Here is a 20,144-nt window from a genome sequence, read left to right on the forward strand (position 1 = left end):
TGCAGGGTTTTAGTAACTTAAGTTGCGCGCAAGTGTGCATTTAATTGCTCATAAGTGTGAACTAGCGATTAGGCGAAGGTAGAACTGATTGAGGGTTATTTTATTTTTTTTGAGTGCGCAAATAACTGCGCAGGCCCTGTTTTTAGAGGTGCGTAGGAAATTCCTTAATTGCGCGGCTATCGCTTGCTGATCGTTTTTCTGATGGCTAAGGTTCGTTCACTTCGCTGTGTATTGAACGAACGTTAATCGGCAATCTGCTGTGCACCTCACGGCGTTTAGCTTGCCTGTCCAGCCTTCATAGTTGTGTGCGACTCAAAAATGGTTCATTCAGAAAAGCTCTGCACTTATTACCAGGAACTTGCCCGAACCCCTTGTTCGCCAGGCAGCTTCGTCGGCAATGACGTGCGCTTTTCGAGTGAGTTTGAGAGCGTGGAAGCCGAGGTTGCCAAGACACACTCACTGCATGGCGCGAGCCCCCCGGATTGGCAGCAGGTCTGCGACATCAGCGAGCACCTGCTGCGTGAGCAGTCCAAGGATCTGCGCGTGGCTGTGTGGCTCACCTGGGCACTGCACCAGCGTGATTCATTTGCCGGCTTGCTGGCCGGGCTCGGGCTGCTGGTTTACCTCTGCGAGCATCACTGGGTGGCGGTCTATCCCACCAAGCGGCGTACCCGTGTTGCCGCGTTGGGTTGGCTGGTGACACGCCTCGACCTGCTCCTTTCGCAAAACTTTTCTGTCGTCGACCAACTGCCCGTGTTCCAGGCGCTGCAGGCAGACCTGGTGCGCCTTGATGAGCTCTTGAACACGCATCTTGGCAGCGACGCCCCATTGTTATTGCCGGTCAGGCGACAGCTGGCGGAGCGTCTGACGCGTGCTACGCAAGGCGGTGGGGAGCCAGCGGGCATTGCCGGCGTCATTGCCCAGGTCAAGCAGGCGACCACGCAGTTGCTCAAGCCCGAGGCGCCGATCAGCAACGAAAAAGAGGCGCAAAAAGTACTGCGCAACGTGCAGGAACTGTCGCGTGGCTTGTGTGCCTGGTGGTTGCGCCAGAATGCCACCGACCTGCGTGCCCTGCGTTTGGGACGAACGCTGGCCTGGCTGAGCCTGGTCAACTATCCCGATGCCGACAGTGAGGGCGTAACGGCATTGCGCCCGCTGGCTCCCGACAAGCTCAAACGTTACCAGGAGCGTCTCGAGAACGGCCATCACGCCGAGCTGTTGCCGGAGCTTGAGGTCAGCCTGGGGGGCGCGTTGTTCTGGTTCGATGGGCTGCGCATGGTCTGGGAATGCCTTGAGGCCTTGCAGGCGAACCTGGCCATGACGGAACTGGAAACCAGCTTCGCCCTGTTATTGCAACGGTTACCGAATTTGCCTGAATTGCGCTTCGCCGACGGTACGCCCTTTGCGGCCCCGCAGACCAGTGAGTGGATCACGCACCACGTGGTTCGCCACCTGCACAAAGCCGAACCTTTCAATACGCCTGTCGATGGCAGCGGCGAGCCCTGGGAAACCGCGTTGCAGGCGGTCATGCCCAGCTTGCGCAGGGAGGGGCTCAAGGCTGCGGTCGGCGTGCTCAAGCAAGGTTTGCACAGCGCATGCAGCGAACGCGCACGCTTTCATTGGCGGCTGGCGCTGGCCAGGTTGTGTGTGCGCGCGGGCAAGCCTGACCTGGGCAGGATCCAACTGGAACAACTGGACCTTGAATTACAGCACGGCGGCCTGGACCGCTGGGAGCCGGAGCTGGCCCAGCAGGTCGGTCGGCTCCTGTATCGCTGCTACGACCTGTTGCCACAAAGCCATGCCGTGCGCGAAAGCAAGGACGCCACGCACCGCCGGTTGTGCCATTTCGATCTGCAAGCAGTACTCGAATAACCATCATCAAAAAGGAGAAATACCGTGGCCAAAGACGCTTCGGTGGCACCCAAGGAACGTATCAATATCACCTTCAAGCCCGCAATCGGTGGTGCCCAGGAGGAAGTCGAGCTGCCGTTGAAACTGCTGGTGCTGGGGGATTTCTCGCAACGCGAGGACCCGCGCAAGCTAGAGGACCGCAAGCCTATCGGGATCGACAGGAACAGCCTCGACGAGGTGTTGGCCAAACAGGCCCTGAACCTGACCTTGAGCGTGCCCAATCGCCTTCAGGAGGAAACTGACGTTGAAGAGCTGGCGGTCCAGGTCCGCATCAACGCGATGAAAGACTTCAACCCCGCGAACCTGGTCGAGCAAATACCGCAGCTGCAAAAGCTGATGGTGCTGCGCGAGGCATTGGTGGCGCTCAAGGGGCCGCTGGGCAACACCCCAAGCTTTCGCAAAGCCATTGAGCAGGCACTGGCCGATGACGACTCCCGTGCGCGGGTACTGGCCGAGTTGGGGTTGAGCGGCGCCGATGCCGAACCTATTCAGTAAAAGGACACTGACACCATGACAGCTACCCAGTACAACCCGCAGTCCCGGTCAAAAGTCAACGACGAGGGCAGCATTCTCGACAACATCATTGCCCAGACCTTACTGAATGCCGATGACGAGGCGTACAGCATCGCCAAGCGGGGGGTGTCGGCGTTTATCGAAGAGCTGGTCAAGCCTCACAACCGTGAAGAGCCCGTCAAGAAACGTCTGGTCGACCGGATGATCGCCGAGATCGATGCCAAGCTCAGCCAGCAGATGGACGAGATTCTGCACCACCCGGACTTCCAGGCATTGGAGTCGGCCTGGCGAGGGCTGCAACTGCTGATCGAGCGCACCGATTTTCGCGAGAACATCAAGATAGAGCTCCTGAATGTTTCAAGGCAGGACCTGCTGGACGACTTCGAGGATTCCCCGGAGGTCACCCAGTCGGGGCTTTACAAGCATATCTACAGTGCCGAATACGGCCAGTTTGGCGGCCAGCCGGTCGGGGCGATCATCGCCAACTACTTCCTGTCACCCAGCGCGCCTGATGTGAAACTCATGCAGTACGTGTCCAGTGTTGCCGGCATGGCTCATGCGCCGTTCATCGCTGCCGCCGGGCCAGGTTTCTTTGGCCTGGAAAGCTTCACCGGTCTACCTGACCTCAAGGACCTCAGGGATCATTTCGAAGGACCGCAGTTTGCCAAATGGCAGAGCTTTCGCCAGAGCGAAGACGCCCGCTACATCGGCCTCACGGTGCCGCGTTTTCTGCTGCGCACGCCCTACGATCCTCTTGAGTGCCCGGTTAAAACCTTTGCCTACCAGGAAAATGTGGTCAACAGCCACGAGCACTACCTGTGGGGCAATACGGCCTACGCCTTCGCCACTCGCCTGACGGACAGTTTCGCGCGCTTTCGCTGGTGCCCGAACATCATTGGCCCCCAGAGTGGCGGGGCGGTCGAGGACCTACCGTTGCATCATTTCCAGAGCATGGGTGAAATTGAAACCAAGATTCCGACCGAGGTGCTGGTGTCGGATCGGCGCGAATACGAGCTGGCACAGGAAGGGTTCATCGCCCTGACCATGCGCAAGGGCAGTGACAATGCAGCTTTCTTTTCCGCCAGCTCCGTGCAGAAGCCCAAGACGTTCGGCATCAGCGAAGAGGGCAGGGCCGCAGAGCTGAACTACCGGCTCGGCACCCAGTTGCCGTACATGATGGTGGTCAACCGGCTGGCTCACTACCTCAAGGTTCTACAGCGTGAACAGCTGGGCTCGTGGAAGGAGCGGACCGACCTGGAGTTGGAACTCAACAAATGGATTCGCCAATACGTGGCGGATCAGGAAAACCCCAGTGCAGAAGTCCGCGGTCGCCGCCCGCTGCGTGCGGCGCGCATTGTCGTCAGTGACGTCGAAGGTGAGCCGGGCTGGTACCGCGTCAGTTTGAGTGTGCGGCCGCATTTCAAGTACATGGGGGCGGACTTCACCCTGTCCCTCGTTGGCAAGCTCGACAAAGAATGAGCCGTGGCCAGGGGATGCGCCACCCCAGCAGCCTTTTCGAGCGCCTTGAGTCCTATACGTCCCCCGGCGCGTGCCGCTTGACGTCTGTCGCCGCGCATTTGACGAAAATGCTCAGCACCCGTGCAGGCAGCGTGCAAACGCTTCTGAGCATCAGCCGATGGCCACAGAGTCGCTGTTGCAGCGCTTTACCCAGGACCTCACCCATCAGGCCCGCGAGGGCCGGATCGACCCGGTGCTGTGCCGTGAGCGCGAGGTGCGCCAGCTGATCGATATTCTGGTGCGCCGGCGCAAGAACAATCCGATTCTGGTGGGGGAGGCTGGGGTAGGGAAGACCGCGATCGTGGAAGGGCTGGCTTTGCAGATCGTCGCGTTGCAGGTGCCCGAGGTCCTCAAGGCTGTTCGCGTGCTGACCCTCGATATGGGCTTGCTGCAAGCGGGCGCCGGCCTCAAGGGTGAATTCGAGCGGCGTCTCAAGGGGGTGATCGATGAAGCGAGCGCCTCGCCCGAGCCGGTAATCCTGTTTATCGACGAAGCCCATACCTTGGTGGGTGCCGGTGGCCAGCCGGGTGGGCTGGACGCGGCCAACCTGCTCAAGCCGGCGTTGGCGCGCGGCGCGCTGCGTACGATCGCCGCGACGACCTGGTCGGAATACAAGCAGTACATCGAAAAGGACCCGGCCTTGGCGCGGCGGTTCCAGCCGGTAAAGGTCGGCGAGCCCGGTGTCGAGCAGGCTGTGTCGATTCTGCGGGGGCTGGTGCCTGCCTACGAAGCGAGTCATGGCGTGTATGTCCGCGATGATGCGGTGGTGGCGGCGGCGCACATGAGCGCCCGCTATCTGGTGGGCCGACAGCTGCCGGACAAGGCGGTGGACGTGCTGGACACTGCGTGTGCCAGTGCTCGCACGCGTCAGGCAATGCCGCCCGAGGCATTGCAGGCGCTGCGCATCCAACTGATCGAGGGGCAACGGCAGGCGCGGGCGCTGACTCGAGATGCCGAGATCGGGTTGCCGGTGGATGCGCAGGCCTTGCAGGCGTTGAAGCTGCGCCTGGAAACCCTCGAGTCCGAGCGCCAGGTGCTTGAGCAGCATTGGCTTGAGCACAGCGGGCAACCGTTGCTCAAACCTGAGGTATGCCCGCGTGGCGTAGCTCAGGTCATCAGCGCCTGGACCGGCATTCCTGCCGAGCAGTTGGCCCTTGAACCGAATGAAAAGGTGCTGGGGTTTGCCGAGGCCTTGCGCGCCCGCGTGCTTGGGCAGGAACATGCGGTACAGGCCCTGGATCGCGCCTTGCGTGCGGTCGCCGCCGGGCTGAACAAGGTCGATGCACCGGTCGGGGTGTTTCTGCTGGTGGGGCCAAGCGGTGTCGGCAAGACAGAAACGGCGCTGGCCCTGGCGGATCTCCTGTACGGCGGGGAACGCTTTGTCACCACGATCAATATGTCCGAATACCAGGAGAAGCACGCGCTCTCTCGATTGATCGGTGCGCCACCGGGCTATGTCGGTTACGGCGAGGGCGGGGTGCTGACCGAAGCCGTGCGCCAGCGTCCCTATTCGGTTGTGCTGCTCGACGAGGTGGAGAAAGCCGACCCTGAAGTGTTGAACCTGTTTTACCAGGTCTTTGACAAAGGTCGCGCCAATGATGGCGAAGGGCGGGAAATCGACTTTCGCAACACCGTACTGCTAATGACCTCCAACCTCGCAAGCGACTGTATCAACGCGCTTTGCGCAGGCGGTCAACGACCTGAACCCCAAGTACTGCAAGACGCAATTTATCCGGTGCTGCGTGCGCACTTCAAGCCCGCATTGCTCGCCCGTATGCGCGTCGTACCGTATTACCCGATCGCAGAGAAGGTGCTGCGCGACGTGGCAGAACTCAAGCTTGCGAACCTGGGGCAACGTTTGCAATCACGCAATCTGGGATTCACCTATACGCCAGAACTGGTTGCACACATAACCGAGCGTTGTGCTGACGGCGACAGCGGTGCGCGGTACATCGACCAATGGCTTGAGCGACATTTAGTGCCGCAGATGGTGGATGGTCTGCTGGGCGCCATGGCCGTGGATGCACCCGTCAACCTGGTGCATGCCCGACTGGATGGCAATCGTCTGCCTGTCTGCGAGTTCAGCCAATGAGCGAAAACAACCTGGACCAACTGCCTGACCCGCTTGCCCATGCCAGCGCCCTGATCGGCTGTATCACACGGATAGGCCTGGACAGTGACGACGCTTCCTTGCCCGGTGCGTGTGTCGCGGCAGCGGCACACCTGAGCCACTGTGAACTCTGCCAGCTGTACCGACTGGATGATGCGACTGGGCGGCTTGATCTGATCGCCCAGCACCCGAGCGCGACGCTCCCGCTGGCGGATACCCCTTCAGGAGTCGATCTGCGACACGTGCGTTTGCTGCGTGACACCGTGGACCAGCGCGTTGCCGTCAGTATGGATGATGTATGGAACAGCACCTGTGACACGGCTTTTCTGCCGGCGCTCGGGTCACCTTGGCGCGCCCTCTTGAGTGTGCCGTTGTTCGATCGTTTCAATACCGTGACTGGCGTGCTGCTATGCGCCGCCCAGCGCCCGGCAGCGTTGCAGGCTTACGCATTCTCCCTGGGCCAGTTGGGCAGCTTCGCCTTGCACCAATTGGCACTGTTGCGCAGCCTGCGGTGTATGCCGGTTGTTGTACCGCAGGATCGCGCAGTCCCGCTGGCCGGCATGTATGGCCTGATTGGCAGCAGCACAGCGATGGCGCACACCTGCCAATTGATCAGCAAGGTGCTGCATACCCCTTATACCGTCCTGCTGCGCGGCGAAACCGGCACCGGCAAGGAAGTGGTGGCACGGGCCATCCACCAGGCAGGGCCGCGTGCGGACAAGGCGTTTGTGGTGCAAAACTGCGCTGCGTTCCCGGAAGGCTTGTTGGAGAGCGAGCTGTTCGGCTACCGAAAAGGCGCCTTTACCGGTGCCGAGCGCAACTATGCCGGGCTGTTCGACGCTGCGCACGGGGGCACGCTGCTGCTCGATGAAATAGGCGATATGCCGCTGCCCCTGCAAGCCAAGTTGTTGCGGGTCCTGCAGGAAGGAGAGGTTCGCCCATTGGGCGCCAGTGCTGCGCACAAGGTCGATGTACGCATCATCGCAGCGACGCACCGTGACCTGGCCGCCATGGTCGCCCAAGGCAGCTTCCGTGAAGACCTGTATTACCGGCTTGCCCAGTTCCCCATCCAGCTGCCGGCCTTGCGTGAGCGAGAAGGGGATGTGCTGCAACTGGCACGGCATTTCGCCGACAAGGCGTGCGCAAACCTGGGGAGGACGCCGGTGCAATGGTCGAATATCGCCCTTGATCAGCTGTCCAGTCACCCATTTCCCGGCAACGTGCGCGAACTCAAGTGCCTGGTGGAGCGCGCCGTGCTGCTGTGCGACGACAACCTGATTCTGCCGGCGCACCTGTCGCTGCCTCTGGCGCCGGTTGCAACCGCCGTGGATGACGTAACGCTGCGCCAGCGCATGGAGCGGGTAGAGCGCGTGTTCCTGCTCGACTGCCTGCAGAAGAATCGCGGCAACCGAACCCGTACGGCGCGTGAGCTGGGCGTCGCACGGCGCACGCTGCTGTATCGGCTCGCCCGCTTGAACATTCCCTGCGGTGATGCCAGTGCGGAGCGTTGAGCCATGTGCCGAAAATTTGCCGACATCGCCGCCGCCAACGATAGCAGGCGGGCGGCCTTTCTACCTTGGAGAAACCTGATGCCTGACCGTCCATGGCGCGTCGTCGTGCTTGTGTTGTGTTTGCTCGGCGGTTGTCACGCCAACTATGTATTCGATGATGCCCGGTACCGTCCGCTGGGTGAGCCGCAGGCGGTGACCCGTGGTCGATGAAAAGAGGGAGCCTGACCATGCAGCTTGTATTTGAAGTATGTGAGACCGCAGGCGGTAACCCTGTGTCCATGGTGCGCAAAATCTTTGACGGAGCGGGCGGCGTGATCGGCCGTGGCTCTGGCTGCGACTGGGTAATCCACGACCCCAGCCGTTTGCTCTCCAGTCACCACGGTTTGGTGGGTTACCGGGAAGGTCGGTACTTCCTCACGGATATCAGCAGTAACGGTATCCGTATGGCCAGCACTCGCGAACGCCTGCGCAAAGGGCAGGCGCACTTGATCGAGGAGGGTGACGTGTTCGAACTCGGAGCGCTGTCGATACGCGCGCGGTTGATAGAGCCGATCCAGCCTTATTCTGAGCAGCCGATCATCACGGGCGTACCGATTCCCGATGATGCGTTCCTGGCGCTGGACCCGTTGCAGGCACTGGACCTCGAACAGCAGCGGCATAACGCATCGGATGAGCTGGGGGCGTTGAGTGCCGGCATTGCAATGGGCGAGTCCGAAACCTGGGCCGACCGGCATGCCGCCGACCGCGAACACGTGGCGATGCCGCGCCGGGTTGAGTCTCTCAAGGAGCCTCCCAAGGCTGATCCCGCCGCCATGGCGCCGCCATCCGACGACGTCTTCTGGATGGAGTTTGCCGCAGCGCTGGGGCTTGACCTGGGCAGGCTTGACCACGTTGCCCGAAAGACGCTGGCGATCAAGGTGGCAGGCCTGTTTCGGCTGGAGGTTGAACGGTTGCAGCACAGCCGCGCCTACGAAGAACAGGTACGCCTGATCTCGACCCTGCACAGCGATTATCCAGGATGATGCTCATGTATCGATCACCCTTATGCCTCTGTTGCTCCTGCTCGGCCTGTTGACTGGTTGCAGCGCTGTATCACCTTTCTCGACATTGACCAAACTGGACCTGGTACTGACCGCCAGTGACCAGGTCAACCCGGACATTCATGGCCGACCCTCTCCGGTCGTGCTGCAACTGATCGAACTGCGTCATGGCGTGGCCTTCGAGAATGCCGATTTTTTCAGCATGTACGAGCACGCCGAGCAGGTATTGCCAAAGGACTGGGTGAGCAGCGAGGAAATCGAACTGCGCCCGGGCGATCGGCGGGCGCTCAAGCTCAGTGTCGGGCCAAAGAGTCATTTTGTGGGGGTGCTGGCGGCGTATCGCGACTTGCCCCACGTTCAATGGCGCCTGCTCGTTCCGCTCGCCGCTCAACAAGTGAACCGTGTAGAGCTGGTGCTGGAACGAGATGGTATCCGACTGGCCGACGCGCATTCCGACAAAGAGGTGCAGTGATATGCACACCCATAAGGTCATTTGGCAGGAAGGCATGCTGCTGCGGCCACAGCACTTGCAGCACAACGACCGTCATTACCGGCAGCAGCTTAACCAGACGCGTTTGCTGAGCCCGGACGCCTGGGGGTTCCTCACGCTGGAACTCGATGTGCAGTACCTCAACCTCGGCAAATTGGTGGTCACTCAAGCCAGCGGAGTGTTGCCGGACGGCAGCCTGTTCGAACACGGCGCCGCCATGGAACCGCTGGTGTTGCAGGTGCCGGCCAACTCGGGGGAACAGGCTGTTTACCTGGGACTGCTGCTGGCGACAGGCAATCAGACCGAAACCCGCCAACCGGATCAGCACGATGTGCTGGCGCGTTACCTTACCTGTGAGGTGGAGATCGCAGATTCCAACGCCGGGGCCGACTCTCGTTGCCTGATTCACTGCGCAAGGCCTGACCTGCGCCTGCTGTTGGGTGAGCAGCACAGAGAGCAGGGCTTTGTCAGGCTCAAGGTTGCCCAGGTGCTGGAATCTACCGAGGCGGGGGGTGTGCGCCTGGATGCGGGATTCGTCCCGACGTTCATTTTCATGCAGGACCGCGGGTATGTAGCGTCTTGCCTGAAGGAGGTGATCGGCTTGCTTGCATCGCGAGGCGATGCCATCGCGGCGCGCATCCGCGGCGAGAGCACCGCCGCCGGCACGCAGGTTGGCGATTTTCTGATGCTGCAAGTGATCAACCGTAGCGAGCTGGAGCTGCGCCACTGCTTGAGCCAGGCTCAGGTTCGTCCTGAAGCCGTATTTCGTGCCCTGTTGGCGCTGCTCGGCGAATTGTCGACCTTCGCCAGCGACAGCAAGCGCGCAGTGCTGGATGTGCATTACCGGCACGCCGACCAGGGAGCAAGTTTTCGTGGGCTGATGGAAGCTGTTCGCGGCGTACTGTCGGTCGTGCTGGAACAACACGCTATCGAATTGGCGCTGCAACCCCGTCAGTACGGCGTGTTGGTATGTCCGGTAAGCGATCTGAAATTGCTGGGTACCGCAACGTTCATCCTGGCGGCCACGGCGCAATCCGATTCGCAAGAGTTACGCCAACGCCTGCCAGCGCATCTGAAAGTCGGCCCCGTTGAGCGCATACGCGAGCTGGTCAATCTGCACCTGGCGGGTATCAAGGTCAAACCACTGCCCGTGGCGCCGCGCCAGATCCCGTTTCACGCCGCCAAGACCTACTTCATGCTTGATATGACTGCTCGCGACATCGCGCAGTTGGAGCAATCGGGTGGGTTCGCCTTTCATGTGGGGGGCGAATTTTCAGGGCTTGAGCTTACCTTCTGGGCCATCAGGAATTGAATGCCATGGACAGCGAATACTCGCAGGATGAAAAAACCGTCCTGCTCGACCGTGACGGCCACGGGCCCGCACAGGGCCCGCTCACGCAGTTCCCATCGCCGCCGCGCTATGAGCAGTTGCAGGACCGGATGATCTACGCGAGCCACGTGTTGGGCGCACACAGCTTCACGATGTCGCTCAACCCGCTTGTGACCGCGGCCTGGGAAATATTGTCGCAAGTGGTCCAGCTCAAGGGCTGCACCGGTCGAGAAAACCTCATTGCGATCAGCGACCGATTGTCATCAGCGGTAATGCAGTTCGAAACCCGTGCCTTGCAAGGTGGCATTGAAGACAGCCAGGTGATGTCTGCGCGCTACGTGCTGTGCAGTGTGATCGACGAAGCCGTCGTGACCACGACGTGGGGGGCTCGAAGCGACTGGTCGAAGGTGAGCCTGTTGAGCCGCTTTCACCATGAGACCTTCGGCGGCGAGAAGGTATTCCAGTTGCTGGAACGCCTGGCGCGTGACCCGGTAAAACACTTGGCGATGCTGGAACTGGTGTACCTGTGCCTGTCCCTGGGGTTCGAAGGCAAATACCGAGTGATGGAGCGCGGAGTGTTACAGCTCGAGGCCGTTCGTGATGGCCTGTATCGGCAGATCAGGCATGTGCGTGGCAACCCGTCGTCGGCGCCCGTTGTGCCGGCAGGGAAGGGGCAGGTGCGTCGCAGGCGCGTACGCGTTATTCCCGCCCGCTGGTGTGTCGCCTTCACGCTGTGCTGCCTGCTCGCAATGTACGCAGGGTTCGCCTGGGTGTTGGAGCGAGAAAGGGTGAGTGCACTGCAACACCTTCCATTTTCGGCGTCGGACCTTACCCGGACGCCCATGTAAACGCAGGGAGCAATGAATGAACACATTCTTCAAGGGCGTGGGCGCCGTGCTGGGCAGGATTTGGGTATGGAGCCTGTTGCTGGTGCTTTGCTGCGCTGCACTGGTGTGGTGGGTCGGACCGCTGCTGGCGGTGGACGACTACCGGTTCTGGCAAGGCGCAAGTGCCCGCCTGTTCAGCATCAGCGTGCTGTTCCTGCTGTGGGGACTGGCAATGGTTTCGGCCGGTGGGCGACGCGCCGCCGGGCGCCAAAGGTCGGGGCCACCAGCGGGGCATCGGTCATTGCAAGCGCTGGAGAACGAACGCAAGCACGTGCGCGGCCGCTTCAAGGAAGCCCGGCAGCACTTGAGCACATCGCCCCGCTATGGGGAGCGCAACGCGCGTTGGCGCCACGACCTGCCCTGGTACCTGGTGATCGGTGAACCGCGCAGTGGCAAGACCCAGTTGCTGGCGGCAGCCGGCTTGCAGTCACCGCTCGATCAGGTGGACACGCGGCCCAATGGCAGTGGCACGCAGTGTGACTGGTACTTCGCCGACGAAGGCGTGCTCATCGAAACGCCAGGGCGCTATCTGACTCAGCCGGACCGTTCGGTGGATGCCGCCGGCTGGACCACGCTGTTGGCCAGCCTGAGGCGCCGGCATCGAGTGCGCCCGCTCAATGGCGTGGTGGTAACGCTGTCGGCAGACAGGCTGCTGGCGGGCAACGAGCACGAGCTGGAGCAACTGGCACGCCATGTTCACTCGCGTGTGCAGGAAATTCAGCAGGTGCTGCATGTGGATGTGCCGCTGTATCTGGTATTGACCCAGGCTGACCGACTGCCGGGGTTCATCGAGTACTTCGACTCCCCCTCAGGGGACGATGCCAATGCGGTGCTGGGCCAGCCGCTGGATACGGACACGGTGGGCAATGACATCAACCAGGTTCGTCAGGCGTTCGAGCAGTTACTGCAACGTTTGCACGGCGAGTTGATTGAGCGGTTGCACCAGGAGAGAGACGTCGAGCGCCGGGGGCAGATGCTCGAGTTTCCCCCGCAGACGGCGCGAATAGGCGAGCGTTTATGCCTGTTCATCGAGTGGGCGTTTTCCGCCCATCGCTACCAGCGCATCAACGGATTGCGCGGGTTCTACCTGACCTGCGCCAGCGAAACGCGCAGCCATTTTGTGCAGGGGCTGTTCAGTCGAGTGATCTTTGCTGAAGCGGATCTGGCCGCTTTGCAGACCCGCGAGCAACAACGTATCTGGCGGCGCAACGCGTTGCTGGGGATGGCCGCCGGGCTGGTTCTGGCAGGTGCCGGGGGGCTGTGGATGCACAGTTATGCGTTCAACAGTCAACGTTTGGCCCACATCGCTGCACTCAGTGCACCTGTGACGCTGACCAGCGATGAAACCCTGACACGCTTGGCGCTGCTGGACGCTCGCTGGGCCGCAACCCAGGTGTTTCCAGCTTCCGGCGACACTGCGCTGATCGAGCGAGCCGGCCTTTACCAAGGTGAGGTCAGCCGCTCGCGACTGGAACATGCCTATGAGCAGGCGTTGCAACAGCACCTGCTGGGCCATGTGGTTGGCCTGCTGCAAGAGCAGGTGAGCGCCAGCCTCGGCGATCGCGAGCGCTTGCTCGACAACCTGCGTGCGTACCTGATGCTCAATCTGCGTGAGCGCCGCGATACCGCCTGGCTGGCGCAGCATATGGCCACCTATTGGTCGCTGCGGTTTCCCGGTGACAGGCCGGTACAGAAGCGCCTGAATGAACATTGGGCACGACTGCTCAAGCAGCCGTTTGCAGCGCCCCTCAATGACGAACTGGTGGCTCAGGCGCGCGCTGCTCTGCGGGGTGAATCACTGGCCGATGTGGTGTATCGAGTGCTGCGCGAACAGGCGCGGGACCTCGAACCGTTGCGGCTGGCCGAGGGCAAGGTGTTCGCTGCGATGGAAGCGTCCGTGCCGGGCTTCTACACCAAACGCTATGTGCAGTACTTCGAGGCGCAAGGCCCACGACTGGTGAATGCCATCGCCCAGGATAACTGGGTACTGGGGGAGGGCACCGATCTGAGTAGTCAGGATTTGCAGCGCCTGATGGCCCAACTGCAACAGCGCTACTTCAGTGAATATGCCCAGGCCTGGAGCGATGCCCTGGGGCGCGTCAGGCTGTTGCCAACCGACAATCTGCGCGAGGACGCCGAACGGCTGGCGGGGCTGACCTCGGCCCAATCGCCTGTCAGTCTGCTGTTGCAGCAACTGCGTGAGAATACCCGCTTACTGCCGGGCCTTGAGCTGCCGGCCACGCTGGCCGAGCCGTCAGGCGCGTTGGCGGGCATCGCCACTGCTGCCGTGGCGAAAGGGCAGGCAGCCTTGGGCGACCCGGCTCGTCGGGCCTTGCAGCGGCGTTTTGAACCCCTGCATCAATTGCTGGATGAGCAGCACAACCCAAGCGCCGAGCTGAGCCAGGGGCTGCACCTGCTGAGTCAATTGCACCTGCAATTGGCGGCGCTGAACCGTGAGGGTTCACCGGAGCAGGCGGCCTTCATGCAGGCAAAGCGACGTATGGACGGCCAGCAGGACGTACTGGGTAACCTGCGTGAAGCGTCCTCCCGGTTGCCGCTGCCGCTTGCCGGTTGGTTTGAAGGGGTGGCCGATGAAGCCTGGCGCCACTTGTTGGACCAGGCCTACGCCCATGTCAATCAGCGCTATCAGAGCGAGGTGCAGGGTCTTTACGCCAAGGCGATTCGCCAACGGTACCCGTTCAATGCCCATGCGAGCAGTGATGTGGCCCTTGACGATTTCCGTGAGTTCTTTAAACCCCAGGGCGTGTTGGCGCGTTTTTACGAGGGGCATTTGCGCTCTTTTGTCGGCGCAGAGGGCACTCGCTACCGGTTGCGTGGACTGGACGGGCAGAGTTTGCCCATCTCGCGCTCGCTGCTGGAGCAACTGACGAAAGCCCACATCATCCGACGCAGCTTTTTCAGCGAAGATCAGGGCGAGTTGGCTGTGCGCTTTACCTTGGCACCCTACAGCCTGGATCAGGCGGTGAACCGGGCGACCCTGCGATTGGGGGAAAAGCAGCTGGAATACCGGCACGGCCCGATCATACCCATGACGTTCCGCTGGCCCATCGAAGCAGACAACGGCCGCGCCAGCCTGGTGCTGGAGAGGGACGCTGAACTGCGCCCCCTGGGTATCGAGAAAAACGCCGGCGCCTGGTCGTTGTTCCGGTTCTTCGACTTGCTGCACCGAGAACCTGCAAGTGACCGCAACGCGCAGATCGTCAAGGCCGACCTGGCCGGGTTGCGCGCCAATTACCTGCTGACCAGCCAACGCACGCCCAGCCCATTTGAAATGGACACCTGGCGCACCTTCCGTTTGCCGGAGCAGCTGTGAACCCGGTGTTCCCCCCATGGCGCAGCGCCGGGCGTACCCAGCGCGGGCAGGCCCGCCCGCGCAACGAGGACGCCTTGCTCGATTGCCCGCAACGAGGTTGCTGGGCCGTGGCGGACGGCATGGGTGGCCATCGTCACGGCGATGTCGCCAGCCAGTGGGTGGTCGCCAGCCTGGCGTTGTTGCCTGCGCAGGGCAGCCTTGATCAGCGAGTCGGTGCGGTCCGGCGCAGCTTGCAAGGTGTGAACCAGCGGCTGGCGGATGCGTGCAGGCGGTCTGGGCCAACCGGCAGTTCCATGATGGGCAGCACGGTGGTTGCGCTATTGCTGGAGAATGGACGTGCGGCCTGTGTGTGGGCGGGGGACAGCCGCTGTTATTTGTGGCGCGAGCGCAGCCTGTACCAGTTGTCCAGAGATCATTCGCTGTTGCAGCGCCTGATGGACGAACGTCAGTTGAGTGCCACCCAGGCCCGTGCTCACCCCGAGGCCAGAGCCCTGACCCGCGCCATTGGCGCGCACTCGCCATTGCGGCTTGAGGTACTGGAGCTCAGTACCCGCCCTGGCGATGTGTTTTTATTGTGCAGCGACGGCCTGTACCAGGCACTCAGCCCTGTGGAACTGGGCCTGGCGTTGAGTGCAGGCGGACCGCAGCAGGTCGTGGAACGCTTGTTCGCCAGCGCGCTGCACACCCCGGCACGCGATGATCTGACCGCTGTCGTGGTGCAGCCATGAGCGCGACACCAGCCTTTCCTGTGCTGCTCGCCGGGCGCTACCACCTTGAGCATGTATTGGGCCGTGGTGCGATGGGCGTGGTGTACCGCGCACGCGACCTGTTACACGAGCAATTTGGCGAGCCTTGCTCCGGTGTGGCGATCAAGGTGTTGGGCGAGTCTTTATCAGCCTGTCCGGATGCTCACGTCCTGCTGTACAGCGAGTTTGCGTTGGCGCGTCGCCTGCGGCATGAGCACGTGGTGAGGATGTATTCGTTTGAGGTGGATACGGGTAGCCAGATGGCCTTTTTTACCATGGAGCTGCTGCACGGCCTGACGCTGGACCGGCTGATTCTGGAATGCCCCGAGGGAGTGCCTTGGCGGGAGCTGCAGCCGATTGCCGTGCAACTGCTGGATGCGTTGGCGTACGCCCACCGACACAACGTTCTGCATGGCGATATCAAGCCGGCCAACGTGATGCTGGGTGAAGAGGGCGTGCGCTTGTTTGATTTCGGCTTGGGGCAACTACTGGCGCAGACCACGGCGGACCTGGCCAGTGTGAGTCGCAGCCGAGTGAATGCCTGGACTCGTGCCTATGCGGCGCCTGAACTACTGGCAGGTGGCGAGTTGACCCTCGCCACCGACCTTTATGCCGCGGCGTGCGTGCTGTATGAACTGGCTCATGGGGCTCGCCTGGGTGAATGCCCTCCCGGCCAAGGGCTGACCCGGCCCAGGCAGTTGCCGCGACGCTGCTGGCCGGCATTGCAGGTTGCCTTGGCGCACGACCCGCAACGCCGGGCCCTGACGGTTGCCGAATTGGGCGAGGTCATTAGTTGCCGGCGGTCTCGCTGGTTAAGCTGAGTAAAACTTCAGCCGGCCAGGTCATGCAGTTGGCAGTAGTCGGCCCAACTCATGCCGGCCATCTGGGCGACTTCCTTGTGCACCTCCAAGCGCTGGGCTTCAAAGGCTTCGCTGGACTCGGCAGTCAGCTTGAGGGTCAGCTCCCAAGCGAACAGGCCCAGGCGCTCGGCCTGTGCCTCGAAGGCTTCATACAGACGCTCGGTACGATACTGCGCCACCGTTTCACCCCTGGCTTGGGCTGCCAGCGGGTTGAGATTGTTCAGCTCGGCGGCCACGTCGGGGTTATCGCGCAGGAACCGGTCCAGTGCGCGTTGGTAAATATCGCCAGGTGCTGACAATGGCCGGCCCTCAGTGAGAGGGGTGGGAGTCGACGTCGGGCGCGTGACTGCCCACGTGGCGCCGAGCGCGCTTGCGCGATCTGCGCTGGATCCAGCGTTGCAGGGGCGCCAGTAAAAAGAACATCAGGTAGGCGACGAGCACCAGCGTCAGGTCGATCCAGGTCTCTGCGACAGGCCCCGTGTACAGCTCGATGACATTCTTGATGATAAATAGCAGCGCCACGCTGCACAGCCACAACAGGATGGTGACAAACAGGGGGCGCATGGTGCTGGACCGCTTATCGTGCATGGTAAGACTCTCTCTCTCCTTTGTGCCTGCTTGTCGAGGCAAGATTCCCTGAGTAGGCACTTGGTGTTCACCAGGTCGTAACATCCTTTAACACACGGGCCAACCGCGGATAATACCGACTCAGACCGGTTTAGGGGTTAGATCACGTCGGAAAGTTCGATTTTTTATATAAGAAATTATCCCGCACCCCGGATTTTCTCCGAATAATCCCGGGGACATGGCGAAAAGCTTTCGCTCCGAGTATCAGGGCGTGTAGCGTTGACGCGTATTCCGGCGCTGATCTCCAGCCCTCGTGAATACGGGCGGAGGGCGGCTCATGAGGCAAACGCTGTTCAAACTTTTCCTTACCCGGCGCCTGGCGACCCTGGCCAGTATCGAATCGTTGCGTGCGATTCGGGAGGGATTGTTGTGGATCCTGCCCTGCCTGCTGGTGTCTGCCGGTTTTCTGATCCTGTCCGAGTGCGCCAGAGTGCTGGGTTTCAGCCCGCAGGCGGTGAGCTTTCTGGCGGGCCTTCATGACCGCATCAGTTCGGTGATTCCGCTGCTGGTCGCTGCCTCCATTGGTTATATGCTGGCCATCCAGCACCGCCTGCCACAGTTGCCGGTCGCTTTTTTGTGCCTTGCCCATGTCGTGGTCGCCACGTATCTGTTGCGCGACTATCCCCGGGCTTCGGCCACCTTCCTGCTGTTTATCGCCATTGCATCGCCGCTGATCAACGTGCCCGCCATCGCCTGGCTGCACCGTTTGCGCTGGACACGTCTGGTCCATGAAGACCTGATCGGGCACAACCTCAAGGGCACGATCAACATGGTGGTTCCCGGCGCGATCACCGCGCTGGTGTTGGTGGTGGTGCTGTCGTTGCTGCTGCAGATTCCCTATGTGGCGCAACTGCAAGGGCCGCAGGTGCTCAATGTGCTGCAGACGCCTTATGGCAGCGGTTTGTTTGTGACCTTGATGAACTCGCTGTTGTGGTTTTTCGGGGTTCACGGCGTGTACGCCATGCAGCCGCTGTTCGATGTGCTGGATCAGGCCGTGGTGCTCAATGGTGCCGCGTTGGCGGCGGGTGAGCCGGTCCAGTACCTGCTTAACAGCGGCCTGTTGGGCAGCTTCGCGTTTATCGGTGGATCGGGCGGCGCGTTGTGCCTGCTTCTGGCGATCCTGCTGTTTTCCAGGAGCACGTCCATGCGGTTGCTGGCGATGGCCAGCTTGCCGCTCTCGTTATTCAACGTCAGCGAAGTGTTGCTGTTCGGTCTGCCGATCATCCTCAACCCGCGGTTGTTCATACCGTTTCTGTTGGTGCCGGCATTGAACGCAACCCTGGCGTTGGCGGCGGTGCAGCTGGGCTGGGTGTCGCCGGCAGTGGCCAGTGTGCCGTTCACCGCACCGGTGTTGCTCAATGCTTACCTCAGTACCCAGGGCGACTTGGCCGCCGTGGTGCTGCAAGTTGGGCTGATGGGCCTGGGAACGCTGGTGTATGCGCCGTATGTACGTGCGATTCATCGCCAGTCCAGCGAAGGCGGCACGGTGTACCTCAAGTCGCTGGACATGACCTTTCGCGGCCTTGAGGAGAAAGGCCGGTTGCTGGAGTTCGACCCGGTCCTGGCTTCGCACCGCACCCTCGCTCGGCAGGCCACGCAATTGAACCGGATCCAGCAGATCAGCGACTACGAGTTCTATCTCGAGTTTCAACCGCAGATCTCCACCCGCACAGGGCTGTGCACCGGCTGCGAAGCCTTGATGCGCGCCCGGGACAGCCAGGGCAGGGTGCATTCGCCCTGGGAGTTCCTGCAATGGTTGGCGCAGGCCCGGTTGATGCCGGATGTGGACGTGTGGGTGGCGTCCCAGGCGGTACGCCAATACCAGAAGTGGAAGAAGGCCGGGTTTGAATTGCCCATGACCATCAATGTCTCCAGCGTCACGCTCAAGGACGCGGCGTACGGTGATCGCCTGGTGGAAATTCTCGCCCAGGCCCAGGGCTGGGTGTCGGTGGAAATCACCGAAGACGCGCTGGTCAGCGATATTCAGGCCACCCGCCAGACCATCCAGAAACTGCAGGCCTTGGGGGCAAAGGTGTACATCGATGACTTCGGCACCGGGTTTTCGGCGTTGAGTTATCTGCACCAGTTTCCGGTCGACTTCATCAAGATCGATCGCAGCTTTGTGGTTGCCCAGCACGACCCCAAGGGCGCTCAGGTGCTGACCGGCATGCTGCGTTTCTGTGAGGCACTGAACCTGGGCGTGGTGGTGGAAGGGGTCGAGACTGCCGAGCAATTGGCGTTTTTGAACACGGGGGCTGAGCTGTTCATTCAGGGGTGGTATTTCAGCAGGGCGTTGCCGGGGGATGAGGTGCCGCAGTTTGTACGCAAGCGGGCGGCGCTGGCGTGATCTGGCAGTCCTGGGGCCGACCCGTTTGGCAGCCGGCCCCGTTCAAACGCAGCAAGCCGCCTTGCTAGATCGCCTCGTAGCTGCGATTGGTCCGCTCAATTTCCTCAACCAGTCCGTCTATGGCGTTCAACCGTGCCCGATTGTCATGTCCCCAGGGATGAAAGCTCGGTTTGAAATAGTCCAGCCACGGCCGCAGCATACGTGGAAAGACCCCCCTGGGCCGATACAGAAACTTGAGCATGCGCCAGAAGCCTTTGAGATACCCACCGGATTTGCGGTCAGCAATCAACAGGCGCACGTGGAAGTCGAACACCACCAGCCAGAACAGCAGCGTGGTAAACAGCATGGTGCCGGTGCGCAGCAGGTAGCGCTTGGGCCCAGGCTTGATCACGGTGTTCCACACATCGAAGGCCACCGCTTTATGTTCGGTTTCTTCAAGGGCGTGCCAGTACCACATCTGTCGATAGCCCTTGAGTGAGTCGCCAAAACGCGATGGATCGCTCAGCAGGATTTCCGCGAGCATCGCCGTGTAGTGCTCAAGGGCGATGGTCACCGCGAGGTTGAAGGAAGGCGGCAGGTGTTTCTTTTGCAGGTCCAGGAAGAACTTCAAGCGACGGTCGAGGCTGTGGGCCGGCAGGCCCGCCGTGTGCAGCAGGTTGTTGTAGGCCACGTGTTCGCGGCTGTGCATTGCCTCCTGGCCGATAAAACCCTGGATCTCCTTTTTCAGAGCCGGATCGTCGATGCGCGACCGGTAGTGGCGCACGCTGTCCATGAAGAACAGCTCGCCCTGGGGAAACAGCAGCGACAGGGCATTGAAAAAATGCGTGATGAACGGGCCTTGTTCGTGCCAGTTGGTAATGCGCTCGGCGGGCAGGGCGAAGCGGATGTCACGGCGAATCGGCAACATAGTGAGTGCTCCT

The 20,144-nt window shown here is 61.5% G+C and carries 17 protein-coding genes and 1 pseudogene; 15 read left to right on the top strand and 3 right to left on the bottom strand.

Annotated features, from left to right (window positions below; translation table 11 throughout):
- Positions 1-318 precede the first annotated feature (318 nt).
- The 14 genes and pseudogenes from tssA (at position 319) to SC318_RS11345 (ending at position 16,211) form a co-directional block, all read left to right on the top strand.
- A complete protein-coding gene (tssA, locus tag SC318_RS11280; RefSeq protein WP_320430850.1) occupies positions 319-1,872 on the top strand; it encodes a type VI secretion system protein TssA in 1,554 nt (517 codons plus the stop codon).
- A 24-nt stretch (positions 1,873-1,896) separates the two neighbouring features.
- The gene (gene tssB, locus SC318_RS11285) at positions 1,897-2,406 is read left to right on the top strand and encodes a type VI secretion system contractile sheath small subunit (protein WP_320430851.1); all 510 of its coding nucleotides are present in this window, start codon (positions 1,897-1,899) and stop codon (positions 2,404-2,406) included.
- A 15-nt stretch (positions 2,407-2,421) separates the two neighbouring features.
- On the top strand, positions 2,422-3,903 hold the full coding sequence (gene tssC, locus SC318_RS11290) for a type VI secretion system contractile sheath large subunit (protein WP_320430852.1): 1,482 nt from the start codon (positions 2,422-2,424) through the stop codon (positions 3,901-3,903).
- 14 nt (positions 3,904-3,917) lie between these two features.
- Positions 3,918-4,046: pseudogene (locus tag SC318_RS11295) on the top strand (type VI secretion system baseplate subunit TssE); the annotation flags it as partial.
- Positions 4,047-4,060: 14 nt separating this feature from the next.
- Complete coding sequence (locus tag SC318_RS11300; RefSeq protein WP_320430853.1) at positions 4,061-6,034, top strand: AAA family ATPase; 1,974 nt, start codon at positions 4,061-4,063, stop codon at positions 6,032-6,034.
- The gene (locus SC318_RS11305; RefSeq protein WP_320430854.1) at positions 6,031-7,563 is read left to right on the top strand and encodes a sigma-54 interaction domain-containing protein; all 1,533 of its coding nucleotides are present in this window, start codon (positions 6,031-6,033) and stop codon (positions 7,561-7,563) included. The genes SC318_RS11300 and SC318_RS11305 overlap by 4 nt, the downstream gene beginning before the upstream one ends.
- Positions 7,564-7,641: 78 nt before the next feature.
- Positions 7,642-7,773, top strand: coding sequence for a type VI secretion protein (locus tag SC318_RS11310; protein ID WP_320430855.1), 132 nt, complete (start codon positions 7,642-7,644; stop codon positions 7,771-7,773).
- A gap of 17 nt (positions 7,774-7,790) precedes the next feature.
- Complete coding sequence (tagH, locus tag SC318_RS11315; RefSeq protein WP_320430856.1) at positions 7,791-8,585, top strand: type VI secretion system-associated FHA domain protein TagH; 795 nt, start codon at positions 7,791-7,793, stop codon at positions 8,583-8,585.
- 22 nt (positions 8,586-8,607) lie between these two features.
- Positions 8,608-9,075: a type VI secretion system lipoprotein TssJ gene (gene tssJ, locus SC318_RS11320; protein ID WP_320430857.1), complete on the top strand. Its 468-nt coding sequence runs from the start codon at positions 8,608-8,610 to the stop codon at positions 9,073-9,075.
- 1 nt (position 9,076) lies between these two features.
- On the top strand, positions 9,077-10,405 hold the full coding sequence (gene tssK / locus SC318_RS11325) for a type VI secretion system baseplate subunit TssK (protein WP_320430858.1): 1,329 nt from the start codon (positions 9,077-9,079) through the stop codon (positions 10,403-10,405).
- Positions 10,406-10,410: 5 nt separating this feature from the next.
- A complete protein-coding gene (gene icmH, locus SC318_RS11330) occupies positions 10,411-11,271 on the top strand; it encodes a type IVB secretion system protein IcmH/DotU (protein WP_320430859.1) in 861 nt (286 codons plus the stop codon).
- 16 nt (positions 11,272-11,287) lie between these two features.
- Positions 11,288-14,644: a type VI secretion system membrane subunit TssM gene (tssM, locus tag SC318_RS11335; RefSeq protein ID WP_320430860.1), complete on the top strand. Its 3,357-nt coding sequence runs from the start codon at positions 11,288-11,290 to the stop codon at positions 14,642-14,644.
- Between the two features lie 5 nt (positions 14,645-14,649).
- Entirely contained in the window at positions 14,650-15,372 is a 723-nt protein-coding gene (locus tag SC318_RS11340) for a PP2C family protein-serine/threonine phosphatase (RefSeq protein ID WP_413817641.1), read from the top strand.
- On the top strand, positions 15,369-16,211 hold the full coding sequence (locus tag SC318_RS11345) for a serine/threonine-protein kinase (protein WP_320430862.1): 843 nt from the start codon (positions 15,369-15,371) through the stop codon (positions 16,209-16,211). The genes SC318_RS11340 and SC318_RS11345 overlap by 4 nt, the downstream gene beginning before the upstream one ends.
- Positions 16,212-16,219: 8 nt before the next feature.
- Here SC318_RS11345 and SC318_RS11350 read toward each other — a convergent pair whose 3' ends face one another.
- Both SC318_RS11350 and SC318_RS11355 read right to left on the bottom strand, forming a co-directional pair.
- Positions 16,220-16,549, bottom strand: a complete 330-nt coding sequence (locus SC318_RS11350) for a DUF6388 family protein (RefSeq protein ID WP_320430863.1) — start codon at positions 16,547-16,549, stop codon at positions 16,220-16,222.
- 10 nt (positions 16,550-16,559) lie between these two features.
- A complete protein-coding gene (locus tag SC318_RS11355) occupies positions 16,560-16,838 on the bottom strand; it encodes a hypothetical protein (RefSeq protein ID WP_320430864.1) in 279 nt (92 codons plus the stop codon).
- 316 nt (positions 16,839-17,154) lie between these two features.
- Between SC318_RS11355 and SC318_RS11360 the strand changes: the two genes are divergently transcribed.
- Positions 17,155-19,224 (top strand): EAL domain-containing protein, encoded by a 2,070-nt coding sequence (locus tag SC318_RS11360; protein WP_320430865.1) that lies wholly within the window; start codon positions 17,155-17,157, stop codon positions 19,222-19,224.
- 64 nt (positions 19,225-19,288) lie between these two features.
- On the opposite strand, the gene SC318_RS11365 is transcribed toward SC318_RS11360, so the two are convergent.
- Positions 19,289-20,131: a metal-dependent hydrolase gene (locus tag SC318_RS11365; protein ID WP_320430866.1), complete on the bottom strand. Its 843-nt coding sequence runs from the start codon at positions 20,129-20,131 to the stop codon at positions 19,289-19,291.
- Positions 20,132-20,144 lie beyond the last annotated feature (13 nt).

The sequence above is a fragment of the Pseudomonas sp. MUP55 genome (assembly GCF_034043515.1).
In the GTDB taxonomy this organism is placed as follows: domain Bacteria; phylum Pseudomonadota; class Gammaproteobacteria; order Pseudomonadales; family Pseudomonadaceae; genus Aquipseudomonas.